General features: G+C 72.1%; 20 protein-coding genes. 14 read left to right on the top strand and 6 right to left on the bottom strand.

Annotated elements, in window-relative coordinates:
* Positions 1–14: 14 nt before the first annotated feature.
* The 6 genes from AV521_RS23430 to AV521_RS23405 all read left to right on the top strand — a co-directional run bounded on the left by AV521_RS23430 (position 15) and on the right by AV521_RS23405 (position 9,240).
* Positions 15–998 (top strand): carbohydrate kinase family protein, encoded by a 984-nt coding sequence (locus AV521_RS23430; protein WP_076090453.1) that lies wholly within the window; start codon positions 15–17, stop codon positions 996–998.
* On the top strand, positions 995–4,489 hold the full coding sequence (gene metH / locus AV521_RS23425) for a methionine synthase (RefSeq protein WP_076090452.1): 3,495 nt from the start codon (positions 995–997) through the stop codon (positions 4,487–4,489). The genes AV521_RS23430 and metH overlap by 4 nt, the downstream gene beginning before the upstream one ends.
* Positions 4,490–4,518: 29 nt before the next feature.
* A complete protein-coding gene (metF, locus tag AV521_RS23420; RefSeq protein ID WP_076090451.1) occupies positions 4,519–5,439 on the top strand; it encodes a methylenetetrahydrofolate reductase [NAD(P)H] in 921 nt (306 codons plus the stop codon).
* Positions 5,440–5,539: 100 nt separating this feature from the next.
* Positions 5,540–7,000, top strand: coding sequence for an FAD/NAD(P)-binding protein (locus AV521_RS23415; RefSeq protein WP_076090450.1), 1,461 nt, complete (start codon positions 5,540–5,542; stop codon positions 6,998–7,000).
* A gap of 31 nt (positions 7,001–7,031) precedes the next feature.
* Positions 7,032–8,294: an ATP-grasp domain-containing protein gene (locus AV521_RS23410; RefSeq protein ID WP_076090449.1), complete on the top strand. Its 1,263-nt coding sequence runs from the start codon at positions 7,032–7,034 to the stop codon at positions 8,292–8,294.
* Between the two features lies 1 nt (position 8,295).
* A complete protein-coding gene (locus AV521_RS23405; RefSeq protein ID WP_076090448.1) occupies positions 8,296–9,240 on the top strand; it encodes a hypothetical protein in 945 nt (314 codons plus the stop codon).
* Here the strand turns inward: AV521_RS23405 and AV521_RS23400 are convergent.
* On the bottom strand, positions 9,218–10,825 hold the full coding sequence (locus tag AV521_RS23400; RefSeq protein ID WP_076090447.1) for an IclR family transcriptional regulator C-terminal domain-containing protein: 1,608 nt from the start codon (positions 10,823–10,825) through the stop codon (positions 9,218–9,220). The genes AV521_RS23405 and AV521_RS23400 overlap by 23 nt on opposite strands.
* Positions 10,826–10,884: 59 nt before the next feature.
* Complete coding sequence (locus AV521_RS23395) at positions 10,885–12,204, bottom strand: M6 family metalloprotease domain-containing protein (RefSeq protein WP_076090445.1); 1,320 nt, start codon at positions 12,202–12,204, stop codon at positions 10,885–10,887.
* A gap of 279 nt (positions 12,205–12,483) precedes the next feature.
* Here AV521_RS23395 and AV521_RS23390 point away from each other — a divergent pair, with 279 nt between their 5' ends.
* A complete protein-coding gene (locus tag AV521_RS23390; protein WP_076090443.1) occupies positions 12,484–13,131 on the top strand; it encodes a TetR/AcrR family transcriptional regulator in 648 nt (215 codons plus the stop codon).
* Positions 13,132–13,259: 128 nt separating this feature from the next.
* The gene (locus AV521_RS23385; RefSeq protein WP_179023330.1) at positions 13,260–14,798 is read left to right on the top strand and encodes an MFS transporter; all 1,539 of its coding nucleotides are present in this window, start codon (positions 13,260–13,262) and stop codon (positions 14,796–14,798) included.
* Between the two features lie 33 nt (positions 14,799–14,831).
* On the opposite strand, the gene AV521_RS23380 is transcribed toward AV521_RS23385, so the two are convergent.
* Complete coding sequence (locus AV521_RS23380) at positions 14,832–15,341, bottom strand: MarR family winged helix-turn-helix transcriptional regulator (RefSeq protein WP_076090439.1); 510 nt, start codon at positions 15,339–15,341, stop codon at positions 14,832–14,834.
* Between the two features lie 105 nt (positions 15,342–15,446).
* On the opposite strand from AV521_RS23380, the gene AV521_RS23375 reads away from it, so the two are divergent.
* The gene (locus AV521_RS23375) at positions 15,447–16,247 is read left to right on the top strand and encodes a dioxygenase (RefSeq protein WP_179023328.1); all 801 of its coding nucleotides are present in this window, start codon (positions 15,447–15,449) and stop codon (positions 16,245–16,247) included.
* 72 nt (positions 16,248–16,319) lie between these two features.
* Here the strand turns inward: AV521_RS23375 and AV521_RS23370 are convergent, their stop codons facing one another.
* Positions 16,320–16,838, bottom strand: coding sequence for a GNAT family N-acetyltransferase (locus tag AV521_RS23370; protein WP_076090437.1), 519 nt, complete (start codon positions 16,836–16,838; stop codon positions 16,320–16,322).
* A gap of 191 nt (positions 16,839–17,029) precedes the next feature.
* Between AV521_RS23370 and AV521_RS23365 the strand changes: the two genes are divergently transcribed.
* Positions 17,030–18,028, top strand: a complete 999-nt coding sequence (locus AV521_RS23365) for an RNA polymerase sigma factor RpoD/SigA (protein WP_076090435.1) — start codon at positions 17,030–17,032, stop codon at positions 18,026–18,028.
* Positions 18,029–18,665: 637 nt separating this feature from the next.
* On the opposite strand, the gene AV521_RS48700 is transcribed toward AV521_RS23365, so the two are convergent.
* Positions 18,666–19,775 carry a MerR family transcriptional regulator gene (locus AV521_RS48700; RefSeq protein WP_079249368.1) on the bottom strand — a complete coding sequence of 370 codons (1,110 nt, stop codon included), beginning with the start codon at positions 19,773–19,775 and terminating at the stop codon, positions 18,666–18,668.
* Positions 19,776–19,992: 217 nt separating this feature from the next.
* Here AV521_RS48700 and AV521_RS23355 point away from each other — a divergent pair, with 217 nt between their 5' ends.
* Entirely contained in the window at positions 19,993–20,766 is a 774-nt protein-coding gene (locus tag AV521_RS23355; RefSeq protein ID WP_076090545.1) for a TetR/AcrR family transcriptional regulator, read from the top strand.
* A gap of 351 nt (positions 20,767–21,117) precedes the next feature.
* Here AV521_RS23355 and AV521_RS23350 read toward each other — a convergent pair whose 3' ends face one another.
* Positions 21,118–22,080, bottom strand: coding sequence for a YafY family protein (locus AV521_RS23350; protein WP_179023326.1), 963 nt, complete (start codon positions 22,078–22,080; stop codon positions 21,118–21,120).
* A 236-nt stretch (positions 22,081–22,316) separates the two neighbouring features.
* Between AV521_RS23350 and AV521_RS23345 the strand changes: the two genes are divergently transcribed.
* The 3 genes from AV521_RS23345 (at position 22,317) to pfkB (ending at position 25,707) form a co-directional block, all read left to right on the top strand.
* Complete coding sequence (locus AV521_RS23345) at positions 22,317–23,756, top strand: MFS transporter (protein ID WP_256725660.1); 1,440 nt, start codon at positions 22,317–22,319, stop codon at positions 23,754–23,756.
* 245 nt (positions 23,757–24,001) lie between these two features.
* Positions 24,002–24,763: a DeoR/GlpR family DNA-binding transcription regulator gene (locus AV521_RS23340; RefSeq protein ID WP_076090541.1), complete on the top strand. Its 762-nt coding sequence runs from the start codon at positions 24,002–24,004 to the stop codon at positions 24,761–24,763.
* The gene (gene pfkB / locus AV521_RS23335) at positions 24,760–25,707 is read left to right on the top strand and encodes a 1-phosphofructokinase (RefSeq protein ID WP_076090431.1); all 948 of its coding nucleotides are present in this window, start codon (positions 24,760–24,762) and stop codon (positions 25,705–25,707) included. The genes AV521_RS23340 and pfkB overlap by 4 nt, the downstream gene beginning before the upstream one ends.
* Positions 25,708–25,738 lie beyond the last annotated feature (31 nt).

Here is a 25,738-nt window from a genome sequence, read left to right as displayed (position 1 = left end):
ACAAGGAGCAGACCGTGCGCATCGCCGTCACGGGTTCGATCGCCACCGACCACCTCATGCAGTTCCCCGGCCGGTTCACCGATCAGCTGATAGCCGACCGCCTCGACACGGTCTCGCTGTCCTTCCTGGTGGACCATCTGGAGGTGCGCCGCGGCGGGGTCGCCGCCAACATCGCCTTCGGCCTCGGCCGGCTCGGGCTGAGCCCGCTGCTGGTGGGCGCCGTCGGAAGCGACTTCGGCCCCTACCGCGCCTGGCTGGAGGAGAACGGCGTGGACACCGGATGTGTCCATGTGTCCGGCACCGCCCAGACCGCCCGCTTCATGTGCACGACCGACCTCGACCAGAACCAGATCGCCTCCTTCTACGCCGGGGCGATGGCCGAGGCCGACCGGATCTCGCTGCGCGCGGTCGCCGAGACCGCCGGGGGACTCGACCTGGTCGTGATCTCGCCCAACGCGCCGGAGGCGATGGTCCGGCACACCGAGGAGGCGCGGGAACTCGCCGTCCCCTTCCTCGCCGACCCCTCGCAGCAGCTGCCCCGGCTCAGCCCGGAGCAGATCCGTTCGCTGGTCGACGGCGCCCGCTACCTCTTCACCAACGAGTACGAGGCCGCCCTGCTGCTGGAGCGCACCGGCTGGAGCGAGGCGGAGGTGCTGGACCGGGTGGGTGCCTGGGTCACCACGCTGGGCCCGCTCGGTGCCCGTATCCAGCGGTTGGGCGCGCCGACGGTGACCGTGGACGCCGTACCCGCCGAGGCCGTCGCCGACCCGACCGGTATCGGGGACGCCTTCCGGGCCGGGTTCCTCGCGGCCGTCAGCCGGGGGCTCGGCGACGAGGACGCCGCCCGGCTGGGCAGCGCCTGCGCGACGCTGGTGCTGGAGGCGGTGGGCTCACAGGACCTGAGCCTCGGCCCGGCTGCCGTGATCGACCGCCTGCGCCGGGCCTACGGCGAGCAGGTGGCCGCGCGTCCGGTGGAGCGGATGGCGGTGGCGGTATGAGTGCCGACGCTCGTCGCGTCCGGGTGGCCGCGCTGCGCGAGGCGCTCGCCACCCGGGTCGTGGTCGGTGACGGTGCCATGGGCACCATGCTGCAGGCGCAGAACCCGACGCTCGCGGACTTCCAGCAGCTGGAGGGGTGCAACGAGATCCTCAACGTGACCCGCCCGGACATCGTCCGCTCGGTCCACGAGGAGTACTTCGCGGCCGGCGTCGACTGCGTGGAGACCAACACCTTCGGCGCCAATCTCTCGGCGCTCGGGGAGTACGGCATCGGGGACCGGATCCTCGAACTGGCCGAGGCGGGTGCGCGGATCGCCCGGGAGGCCGCCGACGCGTTCACCGCGCAGGACGGCCGTACCCGCTGGGTGCTCGGCGCCCTGGGCCCCGGCACCAAGCTGCCCACCCTGGGCCATGTGCCGTACGAGCCGCTGCACGAGGGCTACCGGCTGAACGCGGCGGGGCTGATCGCGGGCGGCGCCGACGCCCTGCTGGTGGAGACCAGCCAGGACCTGCTGCAGGCGAAGGCGGCCGTTCTCGGGGCGAAGCGGGCCATGGCCGAGGCCGGGCTCGCGCTGCCGCTGCTCGTCCATGTGACGGTCGAGGCGACCGGGACGATGCTGGTCGGCTCGGAGATCGGCGCGGCCCTGACCGCGCTGGAGCCGCTCGGCATCGACCACATCGGCCTGAACTGCGCGACCGGCCCCGCGGAGATGAGCGAGCATCTGCGCCATCTGGCCCGCAACGCCAGGATCGGGCTGTCCTGCATGCCCAACGCGGGGCTGCCCGTCCTCACCTCCGACGGGGCGCACTATCCGCTGGCCCCGGCCGAACTGGCCGACGCGATCGAGGTGTTCGTCCAGGACTACGGCCTCGGCCTGGTCGGCGGCTGCTGCGGCACCACGCCGGAGCACCTGAGGGCCGTGGTGGACCGGGTGCGCGGCCGCGCCCTCAGCCCGCGCTCCCCGCGGCCCGAGCCGTCGGCGGCCTCGCTGTACCAGTCGGTGCCGTTCCGGCAGGACACCTCCTACCTGGCCATCGGCGAACGCACCAACGCCAACGGCTCGAAGAGGTTCCGCGAGGCGATGCTCGCGGCCGACTGGCAGACCTGTGTGGAGATCGCCCGGGAGCAGATCCGGGAGGGCGCGCACCTGCTGGACCTGTGCGTGGACTACGTCGGCCGGGACGGCACCGAGGACATGCGGGAGCTTGCCGGCCGGCTGGCCACCGCCTCCACGCTGCCGATCGTGCTGGACTCGACCGAGCCGAGGGTGCTGGAGGCCGGGCTGCGGATGCTCGGCGGACGCGCGGTGCTGAACTCGGTCAACTTCGAGGACGGCGACGGCGAGGACTCACGCTTCACCCGGATCGCGCGGCTGGCGCAGGAGTACGGCGCCGCGCTGATCGCGCTGACCATCGACGAGGAGGGCCAGGCCCGGACCGCCGAGAAGAAGGTCGCGGTCGCCGAGCGGCTGATCGAGACCCTGGGCAGCCGCCATGGCATTCCCGAGCACGACATCCTGGTCGACTGTCTCGCGTTCACGCTGGGCACCGGGCAGGAGGAGTCGCGCCGCGACGGCGTGGAGACCATCGAGGCGATCCGCGAGCTGAAGCGGCGTCACCCGGACGTACAGACCACGCTGGGCCTGTCCAACATCTCCTTCGGCCTGAACCCGGCCGCGCGGATCGTACTGAACTCGGTGTTCCTCGACGAGTGCGTGGCGGCCGGCCTGGACTCGGCGATCGTGCACGCCGCCAAGATCCTCCCGATGGCCCGGATCCCCGCCGAGCAGCGCGAGGCCGCCCTCGACCTGATCCATGACCGGCGCCGGGAGGGCTACGACCCGCTGCAGCGCTTCCTCACCCTGTTCGAGGGCGCCACCGCCACGTCCCTGAAGGCCGGCAAGGCCGAGGAGCTGGCCGCGCTGCCGCTGGAGGAGCGGCTGCGGCGGCGCGTCGTGGACGGCGAGCGCACCGGTCTCGAAGCCGACCTGGACGAGGCGCTGACCGTCCGGCCGGCGCTGGAGATCGTCAACGAGGTGCTGCTGGAGGGCATGAAGACGGTCGGCGAGCTGTTCGGCTCCGGCCAGATGCAGCTGCCGTTCGTGCTGCAGTCCGCCGAGGTCATGAAGGCCGCGGTGGCTCATCTCGAACCGCACATGGAGAAGGCCGAGGACGGGAGGGGCGGGGCGGGCAAGGGCACCGTCGTGCTGGCCACGGTCAAGGGCGACGTCCACGACATCGGCAAGAACCTCGTCGACATCATCCTGTCCAACAACGGCTATGACGTGGTCAACATCGGCATCAAGCAGCCGGTCTCGGCCATCGTGGAGGCGGCCCGGGAGCACAAGGCCGATGTGATCGGCATGTCCGGGCTGCTGGTGAAGTCCACGGTGATCATGAAGGAGAACCTGGAGGAGCTGAACCGGCGCGGCCTCGCCGCCGACTTCCCGGTGATCCTCGGCGGCGCCGCCCTGACCCGCGCCTATGTCGAGCAGGACCTGCACGAGATCTACGACGGTGAGGTCCGCTACGCCCGCGACGCCTTCGAGGGCCTGCACCTGATGGACGCCCTGATGGCCGTCAAACGCGGGGTGCCCGGCGCCGCGCTGCCCGAGCTGAAACAGCGCCGGCACGCACGCGTCGAGGTCGCCGAGCCGGACGTGTCCACGCGGCGCTCGGACGTGGCGACGGACAACCCGGTGCCCGTGCCGCCGTTCTGGGGGGACCGCGTCGTCAAGGGGCTGCACCTCGCCGACTACGCCTCCTGGCTGGACGAGGACGCGCTGTTCAAGGGCCAGTGGGGGCTCAAGGCCGCGCGCACCGGCGGCCCCTCCTACGAGGAGCTGGTGGAGACCGAGGGCCGGCCCCGGCTGCGGATGTGGCTGGACCGCCTGCAGACCGAGGGCTGGCTGGAACCCGCCGTCGTCTACGGCTACTTCCCCGCCACCTCCAGCGGCAACGACCTGCTGGTGCTCGGAGACGACGGCCAGGAGCACACCCGCTTCACCTTCCCCCGCCAGCGCCGCGGCCGCCGGCTGTGCCTGGCCGACTACTTCCGCCCGGAGGAGTCGGGCGAGAAGGACGTCGTCGCCTTCCAGGTGGTGACCATGGGCGCCCGCGTCTCCACGGCCGCGGCCGAGCTGTTCGCCGCCGACTCCTACCGCGAGTACGTCGAACTGCACGGCCTGTCCGTCCAGTTGGCCGAGGCACTCGCCGAGTACTGGCACGCCCGGGTCCGGGCCGAGCTGGGCTTCTCGGGCGAGGACCCGCAGGAGATGAAGGACATGTTCGCGCTCAAGTACCGCGGGGCGCGCTTCTCCCTCGGCTACGGCGCCTGCCCCGACCTGGAGGACCGCGCCAAGATCGCCGGACTGCTGAAGCCGGAGCGGATCGGCGTCCATCTGTCGGAGGAGTTCCAGCTGGACCCGGAGCAGTCCACCGACGCCCTCGTCATCCACCACCCCGAAGCCAAGTACTTCAACGCCCGCTGAGCCCACAGCTGCAGAGAGGGGACACCATCATGGTCCGGCACCAGGCGTCGCAGCCGAAGCTCGGCGAGGTCATCGCCGCCGGGGACACCTCGTACTCCTTCGAGTTCTTCCCGCCCCGCAACGAACTCGCCGAGCGCCGCTTCTGGAAGGCGCTGCGCCGGGTGGAGGCGGTCGCACCGGCCTTCGTCTCCATCACCTACGGAGCCGGGGGCACCTCCCGGGACCAGACCGTGCGCATCGCCGAACGGATCGCCGCCGAGACCACGCTGACCCCCGTCGCGCACCTGACGGCCGTCGGCCACTCGCGGGCCGAACTGCGCAACATCATCGGCCAGTACGCCGAGTCCGGCATCACCAATGTGCTCGCGCTGCGCGGCGATCCGCCGGGCGATCCGGGCGGCGAGTGGATTCCCCACCCGCAGGGCTTCAGGCACGCGGCGGAACTGGTGGAGATGGTCAGGTCCTGCGGGGAGTTCTCCATCGGCGTGGCCGCCTTCCCCGAGGGACACCCGCGGTCCGCCGACCCGGACACCGAGCTGCGCCACTTCGTGGACAAGTGCCGGGCCGGCGCCGACTACGCGATCACCCAGATGTTCTTCCGCGTCGAGGCCTGTCTGCGGCTGCGCGACCGGGTCGCCGCCGCCGGCTGCCCGACCCCGATCGTCCCGGAGATCATCCCGATCACCGACCACAAGCAGCTGCGCCGGTTCGCCGCGCTCAGCGACGCCCCCCTGCCCGCCGAACTCGCCGCCCGGCTGGACCGGCACCGGGACGACCCGGCCGCCGTACGCCGGATCGGTATGGAGCACGCGCACGCGATGTGCGCGCGACTGGTCGCGGAGGGCGTGCCCGGGCTGCACTTCATCACCCTCAATCGGGCCGAGGACGCGCTGGCGCTGCACGCGGCCGTCGCCCCGCGCCGCCCCGCCCGTCACCCCGTAGGAGCCTGACGCGACGTCAGATCATCGTCTGGAGTCCGAGTGTCCCCCCATGAGTCCCATGAGTCCCCTGAGTCCCCTGAGTCCCCTGAGTCCCACGAATGGTTCGCCCATGCATCGCGAGATCGTCATCATCGGCGGCGGGGCCACCGCGGTCGCTGCCTTCACCCAGGTCGTACGGACGCCGGGCATCGCCTCCGTCACCACGGTCGACCCGAATCCGGTGGGCCTGGGCCATGCCTTCGGCGTCACCGATCCGATGCTGCTGTGCAACACCTCGGCAGACGTCACCTCCCTCCGTCCTGACGGCCCCTCCGACCTGCTCGACTATCTGACCGAGCGGGGCTGGGCCGCACGGCCCGAGGACTTCGTGCCGCGCTATCTCGTCGGCCACTACTGCCGGGAGCGCTATCTGGCGGGCCGGCGCGAGGCCGAACGGCAGGGCATCGCCGTGTCCCACCACCCGGCGCGGGCCACCGCCGTGCGGTCCACGGCGGACGGCTACCGCGTCGAACTCGCCGACGGCCGACGGCTGTCCGCCACCGACGTCCTGGTCTGCCTCGGCCTCGACCGGCCCCGGCTGCCCGAGCTGCTGCGCCCCTACGACGGCCATCCGCGGCTGCTGCCCCAGCCGTACCCCACCGACCGCCTTCGTGCGCTGCCGGAGAAGGCCGAGGTGCTGGTCCTCGGCACCAAGCTGTCGGCCATCGACGCCGCCCTGGTGCTGTGCGCCGGCGGCCGCCGGACGGTGATGGCCTCCCCGTCCGGCGGACTCCCCGCCGTACGCACCCGGCTGTGCCGCCCCGACCGGCCGCTGCTCGACTCCCGCCGCTGGCAGCGGCTCGACCCGCGGGCCGAGGACCTGGACCGGGAGCTGACCCGGCTGCTGCTGCGGGCGATCGGCCGCGCCGGATCCGGGCTGGGGCTGCGGGCGCAGACCTCGGCGGCGGCCGTGCCGGACGAGCGGCTGCGCGAGGAGCTGGCCCTGGCCGCGGCCGGCCGGGTGCCCTGGCAGGACGTGATCGCCGAGGTCATCGACGCGATCAACGCGTGGACCGCGCCGTGGGACCCGGCCCTGCGCGCCGAGGTGCTGGCCCGGTACCGGGGACTGATGTCCCGGTACATCTCCTCCATACCGGCCCGCAACGCCCGCCTGCTCAGCGGCCATCTGGACACCGGCCGACTGGCGCTCGCGCCCGGCTACCCCGTCGGTATCGAGCCCGCGGCGGACGACGACGGCTGGCAGGTGGAGTGGCCGGACGGCCGCCGCGAGCGCTTCACCCACGTGGTGTGCGGGACCGGATTCCACACCCCGCAGCTCGACATGGCCGCCCCCGGCCACTACCGGATCGGCCCCTCCGTCACCCACGGCGCCGCCCCGGCGATCACCGAGGAGCTGCGGCTGTGCGATCCGCAGCGCGGCTCCGTCGAACGGATCTGGGTGCTGGGCGCCGCCGCGCATCCGCGCACCGCCATCGTCAACTACCTCAACACGGCCGCCAAACAGGCCCAGCGCGTGGCCGCCCAGCTCACCGCGACCGCCCGGACCGCGCCGAGCGTGCTGGCCGCCTGACCCCCGCCCGCCCCTTCGAAAGCAGACTCCCGTGATCGTTCTCGTCAACCCCGTCTCCACCGGCGCCGAACTGGCCCGCGCCTTCCGCGAGGAGGGCGCCGACTGCCTGCACCTCTACGAACCCGAGCTGCGCGAGGCCTGGGAGGCCGACCGGACCTCCCCGCACAAGCTGCTCCACCAGGACCTGCCGACCACCCTCGCGCACTTGCGTGCCCTCGGACCCACCGCGGTCATCGCGGCCAGCGAGTACGGCGTCATCCTCGCCGACACCCTCGCCGCCGCACTGGGCCTGGACCACCACCGCCCCGAACTGATCGAGGCACGGCGCGACAAGCAGCTGATGGTGGAGGCGCTCCGGGCCGCCGGTGTCCCGGCCGCGCGCACCGTCTCCGTCCGCACCGGCGAGGAGTTGCGCACCACGCTCGACACCTGGCAGGAGGGCTATCCGCTGATGATCAAGCCGCGCAACAGCGCGGGCAGCGACGGCTGCCGGATCTGCCACAGCCGCGAGGAGGCCCAGGAGGCGTTCGGCGCGATCGCGGCCGAGCGGAACCTGATGGGCGAGGTCAACGACGAGGTACTGGTCCAGGAGTTCCTGGCCGGCACCCAGTACATCGTCAACACCGTGAGCCTGCACGGGCGTCATCTGCTCACCGAGGTCTACCGCGAGCGCATCGACCACATCGAGGGCGCCCCGGTGCTGCGGCACATCATCTCCCGGCCCGCCCTGACAGCGGCCGAACAGGAGCTGACCGCCTACGTCCTCGACTGCCTCGACGCGCTCGGCATCCGCGAGGGCGCCGCCCACACCGAGGTCATGCTGACTCCGCGCGGACCCCGGCTGATCGAGGTCAACTCCCGGGTCATGGGCCCCTCCCTGGCACCGGACCCGTATTTCTCCGCGCTCTCCTACAGCCAGCAGCACCTGGTGGTGGAGCGCTATCTGCGGCCGGCCGAGTTCGCGGCCCGGTTCGAGCAGCCGTACGCGCCGCCGCGCACGGTCGCCAAGGCGTTCCTGCGCCCCCACCGCGAAGGGGTGCTGCAGGCGGTGGACGGCCTGCGCGTGCTGCGCCGGCTGCCCGGCTTCCACAGCCTGGACCGGGCCCCCGTCATCGGCGAGCCGGTGCGCGACCGCTACCTGACCACCGGCACCTCCGGGATCGCCTTCCTGGTCCACGAGGACGAGACGGTGCTGCTCGACTCGCTGGCCACACTGCACGCCATCGAGGACGAGGGCCGCTTCTTCCGGCTGGCCGAGGCGGCACCGCGGCCCGTACTGGAGGGTGTGAGCTGACGTGCCGACCGCCCTCATCCTGGTCTCGGTCCTGCTCCAGGCCCTCGCCGACGGCTTTCTCTCCGGGCGGCTGGGCTTCGGCGGCAGCCTGCAGTTCTCCTGCATCGCCTTCGTCACCGCCACCGTGGCCTGCGGCGCGCTGCACGCCGTGCGCAGCCGCCGTACGACCCGGCGCCCCACGCCACGCGGCCGCGGGACCGTCCGGCTCATGGCGCTGATGAACCTGGCCACCGCCGTCACCTTCCTCGGCTTCTACGTCTCGCTGGCCTGGGTTCCGGCCGCGCTCGCCAGCAGCGTGCAGTCAGGGGTCGGGCCGCTCGCGGTGATCTGCACCGGTCTGGTGCGCGGCGAGGGGCGGCCGGGACCGGGGAGGGTGGCCGCGGCACTCGGCCTCCTGGTCCTGTCGGGGGCGATCGCCCTGCGACTGGACGGCAGGGCCGGCACCCTCGACGGCGCCGCGCTCGGCGGTACGGCCCTGGTCGCGCTGTCGGGCGTCTCGGCGGCGCTGCTGGCCCGGCTGTCCCGGCAGCTGGGGCAGGCGGGCGCGGAGCCGACCTGGGTGATGACCCACCGCTTCCACCTGACCTACGTCTGCGCGGGCGCCCTGCTGTTCCTCGGCGCCGGCGGCACCGCGTCCGCCGGGCCGGCCCTGCCCCTCATGGCGCTGACGGCCCTCGGGGCGGTCGCCCTCCCGCTGCTCCTGCTGCAGATCGGCCTGCAGCGCGCGGAACCCCTGTCGGCCATGGTCCTGCTCAGCACCCTGCCCGGCCTGGTCTACCTGAGCCAGTCGCTGTTCGGCGGCACCCTCGATGCGGTGACCTGCGCCCTCATCGCCCTGCTGATCGCGGTGGCGGTCCTCGCGGCCCGCCCGGAACGCCGCGCCGCACCACCGGTGGACGTGAAGACTCCGGAGCCCGCTTCGCTCACCTCGGCGCCACCCGTGTGAATCGCGACGCCGTGTGCAGGTCCCGCTGGATCTCGTCGGCGGTGGCGCGGAGTTCGGGCAGGAGGGTGTGGACGCAGTCCTTCAGGGTGCGGCGGGCCGGGTGGGTGGTCACGTTCAGCGCGGCCGCCGTACGGCCCGTCCGGTCGCGCACCGGTACCGCGATCGACCGCAGTCCCGACTCCAGCTCCTCGTCGACCAGGGCGTAGCCCCGGGCACGTACCTCGGCGAACTGGGGGGACGGCGGGTCCGCGTCCGCGAGGAGCACCCGGCCGAGCGAGGTCGCGGCGGCGGGCAGACGCGCGCCCACGGTGACGTCCACCGTCAGCACCCGGCTCGTGCCCGCCCCGGCCGTGTACTGGATCTCCGCACCGTCCCCCGTCAGCACCGCGAGCCCCGCCGGCTCGTGCACCCGGTCCGCGAGGGCCCGCAGCCGGGGCGCCGCGAGCCGGGCGAGCGTGGTGCGGGACAGCGGCGGGAAGCCGAGGTCCAGGACGCGCGGGGTGAGTGTGAAGGTGCGGTCGGCGTGCGCGGTCACCAGGCCCAGGTGCTCGTGGGTGAGCAGGGCGCGCCGGGCGGTGGCCCGGCTCAGGCCGGTCGCCCGTGCCGCCTCCGTCAGCGTCAGCGCCGGGCGGTCCGCCCCGAAAGCGGTCAGCACGGTCAGGCCACGAGCCAGCGACTCCACGAACTCCCGGCCCAGTTCATGCTTGGAGGCCGCCGTCCAGGTCGCCAGGCCCGCGGGCGGCGGCCCCGGCTCCGGCGGCGGCGCCGTACGCAGCTCGGCCTCCATCGCGGCCACCGCCGTACGCAGGCGCGGCAGGAGGCTGGTGCGCAGGCCGGCCGCGGAGTGCCGGCTGGTGTGGCTGACCACGCTCGCCACGCAGGCCGGGCGGCCGGTGCCCGGCTCCCGTACCGGTACGGACACGGCGACCAGACCCGGTTCGATCAGCTGGTCGTCCACCGCCCAGCCGTCCCGGCGCGCCCGCTCCACCCGCCGTGCGAAGGCGAAGTCGTCGGCGGGCGTCTGGCGGGGCGGTACGGCGGGGAAGGCCGCGTCCGCCGGATCCGCCGCCCGGCGCTCCCGCCACCGCGCCCAGTCGCCCTCGGTCCACCCGGTCGCGAACAGCGGCCCCGGCGCCGTGCGTTCGGCCGGCAGCAGGTCGCCGATCCGGAAGCTCACCGACATCGCGCGACGGCGGGTGGCCTGGTGGATGAACCGGATCCCGTCGAGGTCGGCGACCGCGAGCGACACCGACTCGTCCAGCTCGTCGGCGAGGGCGTCGGCGCGGGCGCCGAGCAGCGCGGGCAGTCGCAGGGCGGCCAGATAGGCGTTGCCCAGTTCCATCACACCGGCGGTGAGGACGACGTCCCGGCCGTCGGGACGGACGTAGCCCATGCGGGCCAGGGTCGCGGTGATCCGGTCGACCGTGGACCGGGCGAGCCCGGTGGCCCGCTCCAGCGCGCTCGGGCTCAGCGTGCCGCCCGCCTCGGTCAGCCGCCGCAGCACACCGACCCCGCGCACCAACGGCCCGACCGCTTCCCCCGCTTCACCACGGGCGTCGGCATCCAGTGCGGTCTTCGCGGGCATCGGCTCTCCGGTACGGCATACGGGCACGCCTAAGGTAATCCCCCCGCCCGCCCGTCTCCCTACCCCCGAGTCACCCGCACCCGGTAGTTCCCGTCCGCGTCCGTGTCGAGGATCTCCACGGTGATGCCGTGGCGCGGGTCCTTGAAGCTCTCGCCGGAGGTGAAGGTGGCGTCGGAGAGTTCGGCCTGGACGTTGGGGCTGCGGGTGCAGCCGCCGCTGTTGCGATGGCTGTCGTAGACGGTGACCGGGCCGCGGCCGGTGTCGATCGTGCCGTCCACCTTGTAGATCAGCACGCCCGGCCGGCACACCGCCTCGTCGTTGCCGCCCTGTGCGCGCACCTCCAGCGCGTAGGAGCTCTGCGTGCTGACGGGCACGAGGACCAGTTTCCCGCCGCCGGGCTTGTACAGCGGCGTCAGCAGGTACTCGGTGCTGCCCCGGGTCGCCGCGCAGGCCACCTGGGAGCCGTCCAGCCAGCCCAGCTTCCACTTGTGCCAGCCGAGCAGATCGTTGTCCGCCCCCCAGTCCTCGCTCATGATGTCCCAGTGCCCGACCGCACCACCGCCCTCCTGCGTGTACAGGTCGGGCAGCCCGAAGGTGTGGCTGTTCTCGTGCGGCAGCACCCGGTAGCCGGTGCGGGCGTAGGAGCCGGAGCCGTCGTCCTGCCGGGAGTAGATGAACGACGCGTTGGAGACGGGGACTCCGTCGGCGACCGGGGCGTCACCGTTCCCGGCGAAGGTCACGGACAGGACGGTGTCCAGCGCGGAGGGGCCGGCGTTCGGGGTGACCAGGACGTTCAGGATGTCGTACGAGCGGAAGTCCACTTTCGGGCCGGCCGCGGCCACCATGTCCTTCACCAGTTGCCGGTAGCCGGGATCGAAGGGCGCGCCGCGCTCGATGCCGTACGCCTTGAAGGGTTTCGGCATCCGCAGCCAGCCGTTGACCGGAGTCTCCGCCTGATAGCGCAGGCGGCCGTACGACGCGGTGCGGAACCATTCCTCGGTCTGCGGGAAGAACTCGTGGAAGCGGTCCATGGCGTTGCCCTCACCGGGCGCGTCGGAGAAGTCGATCATCAGGGTCAGCGCGTGCAGCGTGCCCGTGGAGCGGGCGTAGCCGTGCGGGGTGGGCAGGCCCTCGGTCATCTGGATGTCCAGACCGGCGTGGACGGTACAGGGGGCGAGGGCGGAGGAGCGGGCCAGGCCGACGGGCCCGGCGGTGGTGGGCGCCGGCAGGTGTCCGGTCCCGGCCGAGGTGCTGACCGCGAGGGTCAGCGCGGTCACCGCGGCGAGAGCGGCCACCCGGCGCGCGCGTATGCGCCCGCGTCCGCCGGTCGTGCGCCCCCCGGATATGGAGAGGGATACCGGGCGCGGCTGCGGCTGCATGCATGGACCTCTCGCTCCACGGCAGCCGCCGTTCTCCGGCTGCACCCTTGCGATCACCCTGTGGCGGCGGGGTGCGGGGCGCGCGCTGGAGGAGACCGACCGTGGGAAAGCCGGCCCGCAGCAGGGTGAATCCCGGCAGGAGATGTGTGTGTCTCAGGTCACAGGGATTCTTTTGACGGTCGGGAAATAACCGGGGAGCCTCTCCCCGTTTGGACCTGTGTCCGAGCGAAACGGGGAGAAGCTCCCCGGATCGCCCTCATCGCTTCCGAGGAGTCCGCCGTGCCGACCGCGACCGCCCCCGCACCGCGCAAGGTGACCCGGCCCCGCGCCGACGCCGTGCGCAACCGGGAGCGGATCGTCACCGCCGCCCGGGAGATGTTCGTCGAGCACGGCCCGGATGTGCCGCTCGACGAGATCGCCCGCCGGGCCGGCGTCGGCAACGCCACGGTGTACCGCAACTTCCCCGACCGCGAGGCCCTCGTCCGCGAGGTCGTCTGCTCCGTCATGGACCGTACGGCCGAGGCGGCCGAGCTGGCCCTCGCCGAGACCGGGGACGCCTTCGCCGCACTGGAGCGCTTCGTGCACGCCTCCGCCGACGAGCGGATCAGCGCGCTGTGCCCGATGATCTCCAGCACCTTCGACCAGCACCATCCCGACCTGCAGGCCTCCCGCGAGCGCGTCGAGCAGCTCATCGAGGAGGTCATGGGGCGGGCCAGGGCGGCCGGGCAGCTCCGGCCGGACGTCGGCGTCGGCGACCTGATGATCGTCGTGGCCCAGCTGAGCCGGCCCCCGGCCGGCACGGACTGTCTGCGCGGCGACCGTTTCGTCCACCGTCATCTGCAGCTGTTCCTCGACGGGCTGCGGGCACCCGCCCGCTCCGCCCTGCCGGGCGAGGCCGTGACGATCGAGGAGCTGCGCGCGTCCTGACCGATTAGTTCGGCCCCGCACCCCAGTCCACCACAACGCCCGACCGCCGACCCCCGGCCGTCACCGTCGACGAGCCGCGTCCACTGTCTTCCGTTTTTCCGTCACGAAGTCCCGAAGTGGGTATCCCCATGTCCGAAACAGCCCTCAAGGCTCCCGGCGCCGCCGCACCGGCCGGCGACGCCAACCGCTGGAAGGCGCTCGTCTTCATCGCGCTCGCCCAGCTGATGGTCGTCCTCGACGCCACCATCGTGAACATCGCCCTGCCCTCGGCCCAGACCGACCTCGGCATATCCGACGGCAACCGGCAGTGGGTGGTCACCGCCTACGCCCTCGCCTTCGGTGGTCTGCTGCTGTTCGGCGGCCGTATCGCCGACAAGTGGGGCCGTAAGCGCGCCTTCGTCACCGGCCTGGCCGGCTTCGCCCTCGCCTCCGCGCTCGGCGGCGCCGCCACCAGCGGCCCGATGATGTTCGGCGCCCGCGCCCTCCAGGGTGTCTTCGGCGCGCTGCTCGCCCCGGCCGCCCTCTCCCTGCTCGCGGTGATGTTCACCGACGCCAAGGAGCGCGCCAAGGCGTTCGGTATCTACGGCGCCATCGCCGGCGGCGGCGGTGCTGTCGGCCTGATCCTCGGTGGCTTCCTCACCGAGTACCTGAACTGGCGCTGGACCTTCTTCGTGAACGTCCCGTTCGCCGTGACCGCCGCGGCCGGCGCCTACTTCGTCATCCGCGAGCCGGAGGGCGGCCGCAACCGCGCCCCGCTCGACATCCCCGGCGTGATCCTGTCCACCCTCGGTCTGGTCGCCCTCGTCTACGGCTTCACCCGTGCCGAGTCCGACGGCTGGGGTGACACCGTGACCGTCTCGATGTTCGTCGCGTCCGCGGTGCTGCTGCTCGCCTTCGTGGCGGTCGAATCCCGGGTCAAGGCCCCGCTGCTGCCGCTGCGCGTGGTCAGCAACCGCAACCGCGGCGGTATCTACCTCTCCCTCGGCCTCGCCATCATCGGCATGTTCGGCCTGTTCCTCTTCCTGACCTACTACCTGCAGGTCGTGAAGGGCTACTCGCCGGTCAAGACGGGCTTCGCGTTCCTGCCGATGATCGCCGGCATGATCACGGGCTCCACCCAGATCGGCACCCGCCTGATGACCCGGATCGCGCCCCGGCTGCTGATGGGCCCCGGCTTCCTGGTCGCCGGCGTGGGCATGCTGCTGCTGACCCAGCTGAAGATCGACTCCTCGTACGGCATGCTCCTGCTGCCCGCGATGCTGCTGCTCGGCCTCGGCATGGGTACGGCGTTCATGCCGGCCATGTCCCTGGCCACCACGGGTGTCGAGCCCCGGGACGCCGGTGTCGCCTCCGCGATGGTGAACACCTCGCAGCAGGTGGGCGGCGCGATCGGTACCGCCCTGCTGAACACCATCGCCGCGTCCGCCAAGACGTCGTACTTCAAGGACCACATCGCCGGTGCGGCCACCAAGCCGCAGCAGCAGTTGGTCGGTCTCCAGGCCATGGTGCACGGCTACAGCACCGCGATCTGGTTCGCCGTCGGCATCCTCGGGCTCGCCGCCCTGATCGCCTTCACCTTCGTCAACGCCGGCCGTCCGGGCGGCACCGAGGTGATCCGCGGCGAGGGCGTCGAGGACGAGGTGCCGGTGCCGGTGGTGGCCCACTGACCCCGGTCCGTACGGTGATTTCCGTACGGTGACTTAGCGGAGCCAGGGCAGGTCCGCACCCGCTTCGTTGGGCTGGAGGCCCTCGGCGACGATCTCCATGATCTCGCCGAGGGCCTTCTGCTGCTGAGGGGTGAGCCGGTCGAACATCGCCTGCCGTACGGCGTTCACATGGCCCGGCGCGGTGCGCTTCAGCACCTCGACACCCTCGTCCGTGAGTACCGCGAACTGGCCGCGCTTGTCGGAGGGACAGTCCTCGCGGCGCACCCAGCCGTTCTTCTCCAGCCGCGCGATCGCGTGCGACAGCCGGGACCGGGTGATCTTCGCCTGCATCGCCAGCTCGGTCATCCGCAGCCGGCGGCGCGGGGCCTCGGCGAGGCCGACGAGCAGGCCGTAGTAGATGTGCGGCATGCCCGCGTCGCGCTGCAACTGCCGGTCGAGGTGGTCCTCCAGCAGGGTGGTGGCGTGCAGATAGGCGCGCCAGACGCGCTGTTCCTCGTCGGTGAGCCAGCGGGGCTGTGCGGCGGAGTCGGATGCCGTGTTCATGTGTCCCACTGTACGAGTCAGCTCCTTGAAACTTGAACAAGTCGGGCGTACGGTTTGGCGTAGAACTTGAGAGTTAAAGCATTCGGATGACCGGGAGCCGTAGCCATGTCCGCCGTCACGTCCGCCGCCCAGGAGCGCATGCCCGCCCTCTACCTCAGTCACGGCGCGCCTCCCCTCGCCGACGACCCCGTCTGGCCCGGTCAGCTCGCCGCCTGGTCCGCCGCCCTGCCCCGCCCCAAGGCGATCCTCATGGTCTCCGCCCACTGGGAGGAGGCCCCGCTCGCCCTGGGCGCGGTGGACACCGTCCCGCTCGTCTACGACTTCTGGGGCTTCCCCGAGCACTACTACCAGGTCCGGTACGCCGCCCCCGGCGCCCCCGGGCTGGCCGCTTCCGTCCGCAAGCTGCTGCGCGCCCCCGGCGTCCCCGTCCAGGACATCCCGGACCGCGGCCTCGACCACGGCGCCTACGTCCCGCTCGTCGAGATGTACCCCGACGCCGGCATTCCGGTGCTCCAGATCTCCCTGCCCACCCTCGACCCGGTCCGCCTGATGGACATCGGCCGCAAGCTCGCCCCGCTGCGGGACGAGGGTGTGCTGATCGTCGGCTCCGGCTTCTTCACCCACAACCTGGCCGCCCTGCGATACGCGGGCAGCGGAGTACCCAGCTGGTCCTCCGAGTTCGACGACTGGGGCCGGCGAGCCCTGGAGGCCCGGGACTGGGACGCCCTGCTGGACTTCCTGCACAAGGCCCCGGCCGGCCGCTACGCCCACCCGCGCACCGAACACTTCGCCCCGCTGTTCGTCACCATGGGCGCGGCCGAGGCGGGCGGCGAGCTGGACGCGCAGAAGTCGGTGATCGACGGGTTCTGGATGGGGATGGCGAAGCGGTCGGTGCAGTTCGGCTGAGCCGCGGCGGGGTCACGGTCCTTCGGCGGGGGCTACGGCTCTCCGGCGGGCCGCCACGGCTCTTCGGCGGGGCTACAGCTCTTTCTCGTACCAGGCCACGTCCCAGTAGCGGCCGAACTTGCGGCCGACCTCGCGGTACGTGCCGACGTGGCGGAAGCCGAAGCGGGCGTGCAGCCGCTCGGAAGCCGCGTTGGGCTGGGCGATCCCGGCGTAGGCGCGGTGCACGTCCTCGTCGGCCAGCGCCTTGAAGAGGGCGTCGTAGAGCAGCGTCCCGATGCCGCGCCGGCCGGAGTCCTGGGCGACGTACACCGAAACCTCCACGGATGTCGTGTACGCGGGCTTCGGTCGGTAAGGACTGGATGTGGCGTACCCCAGGATTTGCTGTGATTCCGCATCCGTGGCAACCATGAGGCGGTGCGGGCCGTCTTCCGGGTGGGAGAGCAGCCAAGGACGGCGTTCTTCCGGGGTGAAGATCGCGGTATCGAATGTGATGGCCGTCTCGCGTACATAGTGGTTGTAGATCGCTGTGAGGGCGTCGAGGTCTCCCTCGATTCCCGCCCTGACCTGCACCTCTGTGCGTTCTGTCGGCATGCTGCCTCCCCGGTGGCGGACAGGGTACTGCATGATCAGAAAAATTGGGGGGCGGGTTGGGAATTCTGTCCGGATTCCAGTCGTTGTTTCCCACGGATGCAGGGTGCTCGGAGAGAGTCCCAGAGACACTCCCCCCGGTGCCGAGCGTTCGTCAGGACCACCCGCCAGCCCACCATCGCAAGGGAGCACGCATGGCAACCCGTGCCGTCGCCCGTCGTCAGTCCGCCACCGGCGAGACGGCCGACTCGGCAAGCAGTGTTCGCGCTCATGGCGGCGAGATCGCAGACCGCGACCTGGTCGGCATGTACCTCGACGAGATCGCGCGTACGCCGCTGCTCGACGCCGCAAAGGAGGTCGAGCTGTCCCAGACCATCGAGGCGGGTGTCTTCGCGCAGCAGGTCCTCGACGGCGAGGAGGAGTCCAGGTCGGACGCCACCCGCGAGGAACTGGAGGCGCTGGTCGCCGTCGGCGAGCGGGCCAAGGACGTCTTCATCCGCTCCAACCTCCGCCTGGTCGTCGCCGTCGCCCGGCGCTACCCGCGCAGCGGCCTGCCTCTGCTCGACCTGATCCAGGAGGGCAACGCCGGCCTGGTGCGCGCCGTCGAGAAGTTCGACTACCGCAAGGGCTTCAAGTTCTCGACGTACGCCACCTGGTGGATCCGTCAGGCCATCACCCGCTCCATCGCCGACCAGTCCCGCACCATCCGGCTCCCCGTCCACCTGGTGGAGGAGCTGGGCCGTATCCGCCGCGTCCAGCGCGAGTTCAACCGGGAGAACGGCCGCGACCCGGAGCCCGCGGAGATCGCCGCGGAGCTGGCCACCACGCCGGAGCGCGTCACCGACGTCCTCGACTGGGCCCGCGACCCCGTCTCGCTGAACATGTCGGTGGACGACGAGGGCGAGACCCAGTTCGGCGACCTGCTGGAGGACACGTCGGCGGTGTCGCCGGAGCAGTCGGTGCTGACGCTGCTCCGCAGCGAGGAACTGGACGACCTGATCGGCCGCCTGGACCAGCGCACGGCCTCCATCATCAAGATGCGGTACGGCATCGATGACGGCCGCGAGCGAACCCTGACCGAGGTCGGCAAGGAGCACGGCCTGACCCGCGAACGCATCCGCCAGATCGAGAAGCACGCGCTGCTCGAACTGAAGAAGCTGGCGCGGGACACGGGGTTCGACGCGGCGGCGTAACGGCACGGCTGAATGGGCCAGGCGCCGGATGTACGGCGCCTGGCGGGCTCTGGTGTCCGGCAGCCTTTGGGCCGTGCCTGCGGTTCTCCGGTGTGCCGTGCCTGGCCGACTGTGGCGCCTGCGGGCGTGCGGTGCGGGGGTGCGCTGCTTGGCGGCGGGTGGCCCTGGTGGGCGTACGGTGCGTGGGCACGGTGTTCGGGGGCGGGTGGCGCCAGTGGGCGTACGGTGCCTGGGGGCCGCGCACGCCGGTGGCGAAAGACGGCGCAAACATGGCGTGGTCCCATCGCTTCAAGTCCCGGACCCGCGGGAACAACCTCTCCGGGTCCAGCAGCAGCCAGGCCCAGGGAATCGCACTCCCCCCACCGCACCGCACCGCACCGCACCGAACAGACCGGCCGACCCCACGCGCTCGTCCTGCACGACCCACCCCACCCCCAGCCACGTCCCGACGCAATCCCCCCCGGCGCCGGGACCTTCCCAAGTCGGGCTTCGGCACCTGTCCCCCCGGGTGCCGAAGCCCGGCTTCTTCTGTGTCGGCGTTCGCAGGGTGCCCATAGGGCCGTCAAAGGGCTGAGGTTCTGGCCAACTGCTCGGTGCTGCCTGACCGTTGGGGGCTGTTCCCGGCCGCCCTTTTCCGTCAGACAGCCGCCCGTGCGCGCAGCGCCGTGGCCGCCCAGTCGATCACCGGGGTCACCGGTTGCGGAGCCGGCCAGCCGTTGACGAGGGCCAGCAGACGGAGATAGGTGTCCCGGCGGGGGTCGCGGGCGGCCTGCAGACGCCGGAGCAGCCACTCGGGCGACTCGGGCGACTCGCGCGGCGAGGTGTGGCGGGGGTGTCCGGAGACGAGGGCGCACCGGGTGATCAGGTCCGCGACGACGGGATCCGCCTCCGGGGCCTCGGGCCTGGTACCGGAGGCCAAGGCGGTGTCGACGACATCTCGGGTGACGGCGACGAGGTCCGGAACGGGCGGCCTGCCGCCCCCGCCCTTGTCTCCGCCCTCGTGCCCGGGCCGGTGCCCGGCATGGTCCTGGACCAGGCGTCGTAGGGCGGCCCGGAACCCGTCGTCGAGCGACAGCTCGGCCAGCTCCACCCAGGCCGCCACCTGCTCCTCTGTCGGGTCGCCGGGCAGTTCGGGCGTGAGGGAACGCCGCAGGGCGGCTTCGGAAGGGTGAGGTACGTAGGGCCCAGGCGCGTCGGTCACGTAAGCCTCCGGCGGCGGCGGGTCGGTGACATCGGCCTGCGATGAGCCGGACGCGGCGGCCTCCGGTGAGCCGGGCGCTGTGGCCTCCGGTGAGTCGGGCGCGGTGGGCGCGGTGAAGACGGAGTCGAGGAAACCGTCCATCAGACGGCGCCGTTCCGCCTCGGACAGGGTCGCCAACCGGTGCATGATTTCCATCTCCTCAAGGCTCGGCTCACGCCGGGCGGCCACGGCGGAGAGCACCGCCCGGCGCAGGCGCAGCACACTGATCTGCACGTCCAGCGCGGCGGCCTGCTCGGCCGCGACCCGGCCGAGGTCGAACGGTCGGTCCACGATCCGCCGGATCACCACCAGGCCGAGGCCCAGTTCGCGCAGCGTTCGCACGAGCGCGAGCCGGGCGACGGCGTCGGGGGCGTAACGGCGGTATCCGGCCGCGGTGCGGCTCACCGGCACCACGAGGCCCTGATCCGAGTAGAAGCGGATGGTCTTGACCGACAGCCCGGTACACCGGGCCAGTTCACCGATCGAGTACGAGATGCCGCCATGCATGAGCCCCACCTTCCGGTCTCCCCCTGGGGGAGACTCAAGTCCTCGCGGGTGATGGGGCGCTGCCGGAACCTGGAACTTGGAATGGCGGCCCACCCCGTACCTGAACCCCGGGGTGGACCGCCGGATGGCAGATTCTGCCACATGGGCATAGCCTGCCGGAGTGAGCACCACCCCCAGCCCCGCCCACCAGCAGTTTCCCGCTTCCGCGCCGGTCTCGCTGACCGAGCGCCGGAAGGCCGAGACCCGGACGGAGATCGCCCGCGCGGCGGCCGCCCTGTTCGTCCGCCAGGGCCTGCGGGCCACCCGCGCCGAGGACATCGCCCAGGCCGCGGGCATCGCACCGCGTACGTTCTACCGCTACTTCGCCACCAAGGAGGAAGCGGTCGCCCCTCTCTACGCGGCGGGCGCCCGGTGCTGGGCGGAAGCCGTCCGTGCGGCCCCGGCCCACCTCACCGTCCCGGAGGCCCTGGAACACGCCGTCCACCACACCCTCACCCCCGGTGCCGGTGTGTCGGCGGCGTCCTGGGAATGGGTCCGCACCCTCATCCGCCTGGCCGACGCCAGCCCCGCCCTGCGCAAGGTCTGGGCCGAGGTGTGCCAGGAGTCGGACCGGACCCTGGCCGAGATCCTGATGTCCCGGTCAACTGGCCCAAAGAGTAGTGAAGTTGGCACAAGCGGAGCCGGCGGAGCCGAGGCGGCCAAAGACCGCGAAGAATCCGGAGGCCGGGGAGGCCACGATGGACGCGTAGGACGCGAAGCGAACGACAACGTTGCCCCGTGTCCCACACCGTCCACACCCCCCGGGCCGATCACCCCGGACCTCCGCTTCGCCGCGGCTGTCGCCGGCGCGGCAGTCCGCGTGGCCGTGGAGTCCTGGGCCGCTACCTCCTCCCCGCCCACCGGCCCCGAAGGCCCCGCAGCCCTGGCGCTGCACAACCTCGGATCCTTGCGGGGCTTCGGATGGGGCGGGCAAACCCAGGACGACACCTAGTGCCCCAACAGGCGACGTTCGCCCCGTCGTGACGCCCGGCACGCCCTCTCGCCGCACCGGCCGAAAGCCCACGTACGCCCAGCCCATCGGGTACGGCCTCCGGCCGGCACTCCCCCAGCCTTCGGCCGGGGGGACCCCCAGAGCACGCACCGGACGCCGCTCCTTGACGGGCAAACGTTGCCTGCCGGGGCGCTAGTTCGCCCCAGCCGGGGACCTCACGCAGGCCGAAACTACCGGGGCCTCAGGATCGGCCGCCCCACGGGCCTGCCCCAACCCTCGCCCGACTCACCTCCCGCACGGCTCGACGACCCACCCGACTCAATCACCCACCCGACTCACACCTCACCCGGCTCAACCACCCGCCCGACTCAGCCGTCCCCCCAACTCCCGTACGCATTCAGCCAGTTCACCCGGCCTTCGCACCGCGAACTCGCACCCCGCCATCGCCAGCCGCATCGCCAGCCACTCCACGGGTTCGCCGGAGGTGCCCCGCAGGACGCAACCGCCCTTGCCGTCGTCTTCCGGCACCCCGAGCCAGGCCGGCACCCGTGTGGAGACCTGCGCCGCCGGCGCGGCGAACCGCACCGCGAACTCATACGTCTCCTGTCGCCGATGGATGGACCGCCGCAGATACTCGGCGGCGCTGCCCGTCGGCAACTCCCGTGGCGCGAACCGGACTCCGGTCGCGAACGGCTCCCTCACCCGGTCCACCCGGAAGGTGCGCCAGTCGGCGCGGTCGAGGTCGTAGGCGACGAGATACCAGCGTCGCCCGGTCGACACCAGCCGATGCGGCTCGGTCAGCCGCCGCGACTCGCTGTCGTCCTTGTCGCGGTAGGCGAACCGCAGCCGCTCGTGCCCCGCCACCGTCGAGGCCATGACGGTCAGCGTCTCCGGCGCGATGCTCGGTCCGTCCCCGCTGGTCAGCGAAGTTGTCGCCGCCTGCAGCGTGGAAACCCGGTGGCGCAGCCGGGCCGGCAGCACCTGCTCCAGCTTGGCCAGGGCTCGTACGGACGCCTCGTCCACGCCCTCCACCGCATGCCCGGCACCGGCCCTCAGGCCCACCGCGATCGCCACCGCCTCCTCGTCGTCCAGCACCAGCGGCGGCATCGCCTTGCCCGCGACCAGCCGGTACCCGCCGTCCGCACCCTTGGTGGCCTGAACCGGATACCCCAGCTCCCGCAGCCGGTCGATGTCCCGCCGCACGGTACGACGCGACACCCCGAGCCGCTCGGCCAGCTCCCCACCGGGCCACTCGCGAGGCGTCTGGAGGAGCGAGAGCAGCTGCAGCACCCGGGCGGGTGTGTCGGTAGTCATACCTACGAGCATGCCGCACGACTAGGACACAATCTGACCTAATCGCGTCCTACCTTCATGTCATGACTTCGCACGACGACAACACCCTCAAGGATCGCGGGACTGCGTCCATCAGCGGACCCGCCGCTGAGCGCGACAAGCCGCAGACGACGGGCGGCCGGGACGACTCGGGAGCCCCCACGGCGCTGCCCGACCGTTCACCCGACCGAACCCGCTGGCTGGCTCTGGCGATCGTCATGACCGCAGCCTTCATGGACCTGGTCGACGTGACGATCGTCAACATCGCCATCCCGTCCATCCAGCGGAGCGCGGACGCCTCGGTCAGCCAGATCCAGTGGATAACCGCGGGCTACGCCCTGGCCTTCGCCGCCGGTCTGATCACCGGCGGCCGTCTCGGCGACATCCATGGCCGCAAACGGCTGTTCCTCATCGGCATCGGCGGATTCACCCTCGCCTCCGCCCTGTGCGGCTTCGCCGCGAACCCGGAGATGCTGGTCGCCTCGCGCCTCCTGCAGGGCGGTATGGCGGCGATGATGGTGCCGCAGGTGCTGTCGATCGTGCACGCCACCTTCCCGGCCCATGAACGCGGCAAGGTGTTCGGCATGTTCGGCGCGGTCGTCGGTCTGGGCGCGGTCTCCGGCCCGCTGCTGGGCGCGCTGCTGACGGAGTGGAACCTGTTCGGCCTCGAATGGCGGCCCATCTTCCTCATCAACCTCCCTGTAGGCGTCCTGGCCTGGATCCTGGGCCGCCGCTTCATCACGGAATCGAAGGCCCCCAAGGCCCTGAAGCTTGACCTCGTCGGTGTCGCCCTGGTCTCGCTCGGCCTGCTGATGCTGCTGTACCCGCTCACGCGCGGCCGCGAGCTGGGCTGGCCGCTGTGGGGGTACGGCTGCATGGCCGGTGCGCTCGTCGTCTTCGTGGCGCTGGTGTCGTACGAAAAACGGAAGGCGGCCGGCGACGGTTCCCCGCTCATCGAGCTGTCCCTCTTCCGGGTGAAGAGCTTCGCCGCGGGCATCGCCGTACAGACCGTCTTCGGTGTCGCGCTCGGCATCTTCTTCCTGGTCTGGACGCTGTACATGCAGATCGGCCTGGGCTGGACCCCGCTGCGGGCCGGGCTCACCGGCGTACCGTTCTCCCTCTCGGTGTCGACTGCGGCCGGGATGTCGGTGCAGAAGCTGGTCCCGAAGTTCGGGCGGAAGGTGCTCCAGGCGGGCGCGCTGGTGATGGGCGCGGGTGTGCTGCTCTATCTGTGGGAGGCGCACCGGTACGGCCTCGCCATCGCCTCCTGGCAGATGGCGCTGCCGCTGGTCGTGATGGGCGCCGGCATGGGGCTGATCGTCGCCCCGCTGACCGACGCGGTGCTCTCGGAGGTGCCGCGCGAGCACGCCGGTTCCGCGTCCGGGCTGATCAACACGGTGCAGCAGATGGGCAACGCGCTCGGCCTGGGCCTCGTGTCGGTCGTGTTCTTCGGCGAGATCGGCGACCGACTGGCCCCGGCGCAGGTCGGCCCGGCCTTCGTGCACGCTTTCCAGTACGCGCTGTGGTGGGTCGCCGGGATCATGGGCGCGATCTTCCTGCTGATGTCCGCCCTGCCGAAGCGGCCCGCGCAGCATGTCGAGGGGGCGGTGGACGCCGAGCCGCCGGTGCTGCAGAAGGAACCCGAACTGGTGCCCTGACCAGGCACGACGAGGGCCCGGCACCGACCAGGTGCCGGGCCCTCGCGCTGTCCGCGTGAACCCTCCGCAGGACCCTCCGCGCAGGGTCGGAAGTCCGTTCGTGCCCGATTGGAATCCGAACCTGTTTACTTTCCAGAAATCCGGGCGTAGCCTCGCAGTGAAACCACACGTTCGGGCATCACTCGGAAGTGAACGGACGCCAGGAACGGGCACCACGAACGGACACCGAGGCGGAGGCCAACGACATGTACGCACCGGAACGGCAGCAGGAGATCCTCCGGCTCGCCCGTGACGGCGGCCGGGTGGACGTGCTGTCGCTCGCCGAGGAGTTCCAGGTCACCGCGGAAACGATCCGCCGTGATCTGAAGGCCCTCGACCGCGCCGGTCTCGTCCGCCGGGTGCACGGCGGTGCCATCCCGGTCGGCCGCCTCGACTTCGAACCGGACCTCGCCGAGCGCGAGTCCACCGCCGCCGACGAGAAGGACCGCATCGCCAAGGCCGCCCTCGCCGAACTCCCGACCGAGGGCACGATGATCCTCGACGCCGGTACGACGGTCGCCCGGGTCGCCGCCGCGATCCCGCTGGAGGCCTCCCTGACCGTCGTCACGCACAGCCTCCCCATCGCCGCCCGCCTCGCCGACCACCCCGGCATCCAGCTCCATCTGGTCGGGGGGCGCGTACGCCACCGCACGCGCGCCGCCGTGGACGCCTGGGCGCTCCGCGCGTACGGGGAGATCCGCGCCGACGTGCTGTTCGTGGCGGCGAACGGCTTCTCCGCCGAGCACGGTCTGACCACCCCGGACCTCGCCGAGGCCGCGGTCAAGCGGGCCGCCGTCGCCGCCGCCCGGCGCGTCGTACTGCTGGCCGACTCCGCCAAGCACGGTCAGGAGCACTTCGCCCGCTTCGGTGACCTGAGCGATGTGGACCTGCTGATCACCGACAGCGGGCTGAGCCCCGAAGACGCCGCCGCGATCGAGCGCGGCGGCACGGAAGTAGTGCGCGCATGATCCTCACCGTCACCCCCAACCCCTCCCTGGACCGCACCTACGAGGTCCAGGCCCTGAAGCGCGGCGAGGTCATCCGTGCCGACACCGAGCGTATGGACCCCGGCGGCAAGGGCGTGAACGTCTCGCGCGCCGTCGCGGCCGCCGGGCGGCGCACGGTTGCCGTTCTGCCCCTGGGTGGTGCTCCGGGGGCGCTCATCGCCGATCTGCTCGACGCGCAGGGCATCGAGGTCGCGCCGGTCCCGATCGCCGGAGCCACCCGTTCCAACATCGCGCTCGCCGAGTCCGACGGGGTGCTCACCAAGATCAACGCGCCGGGTCCGGAGCTCTCCGCGGCCGAGCAGGCCCTGCTCCTGGTCACCGTCCGCGAGCACTCCCGCGATGCCGACTGGATCGCGTGCTGCGGGAGCCTGCCCCGGGGGCTCGCGCCCTCGTGGTACGCCGATGTGGTCACGGAGGCGCACGCGGGGGGCGCGCGCATCGCGATGGACACCTCTGGGCGTGCGCTGCTGGAGGCGCTGCGCGCGCGGCCGGACGTGGTGAAGCCCAACGCCCAGGAGCTCGCGGAAGCCGTCGGGCGCCCCCTGGCGACCGTGGGCGACGCGCTGAAGGCGGCCGAGGAGGTGCGCGGCATGGGCGCACGCGCCGTGCTCGCGAGCCTGGGCGCCGACGGGCAGCTCCTCGTGGAGGACACGGGCGCCTGGTTCGCCACCGCCGACGTGGACACCGTCCGCAGTAATGTCGGCGCCGGCGACTCCTCCCTCGCCGGCTTCCTGATCGCCGGCGGCACCGGCCCCGAGGCCCTCGCCTCCGCCGTCGCCCACGGCGCCGCCGCCGTCCAGCTCCCCGGCAGCGTCATGCCGACCCCCACCGACCTGGACCCGGCGGCGGTGACCGTCACGGCCGAGATCCCCCTCGACCGCGAACTGACGGAGCCCGTGTCATGACCCCCGTGATCCGGTCCCTCACGCCCACCCC

It is taken from the genome of Streptomyces sp. IMTB 2501 (genome assembly GCF_001953885.1).
In the GTDB taxonomy this organism is placed as follows: Bacteria; Actinomycetota; Actinomycetes; order Streptomycetales; family Streptomycetaceae; genus Streptomyces.
This window is presented reverse-complemented; position numbering and strand designations above follow the sequence as displayed.